General features: G+C 30.4%; 1 protein-coding gene and 1 pseudogene. Both read right to left on the bottom strand.

The window, feature by feature from the left end:
* Positions 1-52: 52 nt before the first annotated feature.
* Positions 53-1,927, bottom strand: coding sequence for a glycosyltransferase (locus tag CI949_RS19500; RefSeq protein ID WP_089722926.1), 1,875 nt, complete (start codon positions 1,925-1,927; stop codon positions 53-55).
* Between the two features lie 218 nt (positions 1,928-2,145).
* A pseudogene (locus tag CI949_RS19495) lies at positions 2,146-2,724 on the bottom strand (carbamoyl-phosphate synthase large subunit); the annotation flags it as partial.

The raw sequence follows: 2,724 nt of genomic DNA, 5'->3' as shown, positions 1-2,724 counted from the left end.
TTCTTTAAAGTATTCAGTTAAAAAATAATTAGCAAATGAAAATATAATTAATTTAAAAATCAACATCATCACTCACCTCTTTTTCAGTTAATCCGTGCTCAGTTTTTTCCCAATAAAAAGGATTAAAAAACAGCTGTTTTAAAGCTTTCCAGGCTGCAAATGACTGTAATAAATAATAAATCGGATTAAGTAATGCATAAATAACCAAATCATAGTATTTTCTTTTAAAAACCGCCATTGTAGATAAATAAATTCCTAAAAAATTACCAAATAATAAATTCCACAAGGAAATATATAAGAGCAATCCAACGTGATATTCAGCTGCAAAAGCCATACCACTTAACAACCAAACTAAAAATAACAACCAAAAGAATGGAGCAACTAAATGAGTTAACACACTACCTCCGATGAATATCTGCAGGGTAAACCAACCTCTCAGGCCTACACTTTGAATAAATTTTAACGGCTGTCGATTATGAACTAAAAAAGTCTGTAAATACCCTTTCTGCCAGCGTGATCGTTGATTAATCCAGTTTTTAACTTTATTATTAGCTTCTTCATAAGTCGTAGAATTTAAAATACCAACCTTATATCCTCTAGCATTTGCCCTAATTCCAAGGTCAGCATCTTCAGTAACATTGAAAGGATCCCAGCCTCCCAATTCTCTTAACTTTTCAATCCTAAAATGATTTGAAGTACCACCAAGAGGGATTGGTAATTTAAGTGCATCTAAACCAGGCAGCATGTAATCAAACCAATAAGAATACTCTAGAGTAAATAATTTAGTTAGTAAATTATCCTTACGATTAAAATAATTTAAAGCTGACTGAAAACAAATAACTTTATCATCAGATTTCTGGAATGCAATATATGCTTTTTTCAGCTGATCTGGTTCTGGCATATCTTCTGCATCATAAATTGTTAAATATTCTCCTCTTGCTTCCTTCAGCCCATAGTTGCAGGCCTTAGGTTTAGTCTGAGGATGACTTTCCGGTATATAAATAAAATTCCAGTTATCAGGTGGATGTGCTTCTTTTGCCTTATTGATAGTTTCTAAATCATCTTCTTCAAATAAAAATAAAATATCTAATTTTGAACTGGGATAATCTAATTTTTTTAAGTTCTGAATCAAGGTTCCAATAACTTTTGGTTCTTTATATACTGGAACTAAAATACTATAAATCGGTAATTCTTTTTCATCTAGTGATTCCACTTCTTCCTTGGTAATAAACTCTTCTCTTTCCTGCAGAGCACCGATTATGCTTAAAACAAATTTAAATAAAATAGATCCCATGAACAATAGATTAAAGAAATAAAGCAAAAAATTGATACTAGCACTTCGGTAGTAAATAAAAGAATAAACAAAAGCAGCAGTTAATAAAATAAAAAATATTATTTGTGATTTTGTAAAAACTCTGGATGCTGATTCTTCAGGATGACGATAAAATAATCCTTCAACAGCTTCTTTAACCATTTCATCCTTATAGATGCTTTCTAAAATCATTCTTAAGTCTCTATTTGTAATCAATAATTCTTCAACTTCTACATCAGAAAATTTTCTCCTTATAATCCTTTTTACCTCTTTATTATTTTGTCTGGTGACCATAATTTTTAGCTTATTATTTTCTTTTTTTAACAATAAAAACTGATTAATAATATAAGTTTCAAGTTCGAAACTATTAATTAGATTAAGATCAATGAATTCTTTGTATTTTTCTAAATTATCACTGCCAAACTCTAAACCAATTTTATCTGCTAAAGCCTGGTAAAAGTCAATTGCTCTAACCAGACCTTCAGAAATTAAAATTTCTCCAATTAAGCCCCCTGATTCTTTCTGGATTTTAAGTGCTTTATTTAAGTCTGATTTTGTAATCAAGTTTTTTTCTAATAAAATCTCACCGATAAATGAATTTTCATTTTCTTTCATTTTTATTCCTCCAATCTCAAAAATCTATTGTTAAATCTAATATTATGAAAATTTTGAAATTTTATAATAAAATACTGTTAAGACTATTATTCTTTAATTATAGTATTTCTCCTTTATTTTATTGTTTTTATTTTCTAATCTTTTAATGCTTTTCTAAAAAATATGATACCGACTGTTGAAAAATAATATCCAACAGCCGGTACAATGAATTTAATTATTTATTTCTGATAATCCTGTAGGGCCTTATATTCAATTCTTTCACCATGTTCTATTTCTTTTAAAACTTTGAGCATAGCATGTGTTGTATCTAGCGAGGTCAGACAAGGAATTCCCATCTCCACTGCCGATCTTCTGATTTTAAAACCGTCTCTTTCTGGAACCTTACCTTTTGTAAGAGTATTGATTACTAAATCAACCTTATCATCAGAAATCAGCTCCAAAGAATCAGGTGAGCCTTCTCCTAATTTTTTTACTATATCTACTTCCAGTCCTTTTTCTTTTAAAGCAGCAGCTGTTCCTTCTGTCGCAGCAATCTTAAAACCAAGCTCTGCAAAATCTTTAATATAGTCGACTGCTTCTTTCTTATCTTTATCTGCTATTGTAGCTAAAATTGTACCCTCTCTTGGAATTTCTAGACCGGCTCCAATTAGTCCTTTATACAATGCTTTTTCATAAGTTTCAGCAAGCCCCAAGACTTCCCCAGTTGATTTCATTTCTGGACCCAGATTGGTGTCAACCTGAGTTAATTTGGAAAATGAGAAAACAGGAACTTTAACAGCTACGTGATCTTTTTCTGG

This window comes from Halanaerobium sp., from assembly GCF_003070835.1.
Note: the sequence above shows the minus strand (reverse complement) of the source record. Positions and strands in the feature narration are given on the sequence as shown.

What these genes read in the sequence shown, in the direction of transcription:
- CI949_RS19500 (WP_089722926.1), bottom strand. Translation starts at nt 1,927, where the DNA reads ATGAAAGAAAATGAAAATTCATTTATCGGTGAGATTTTATTAGAAAAA.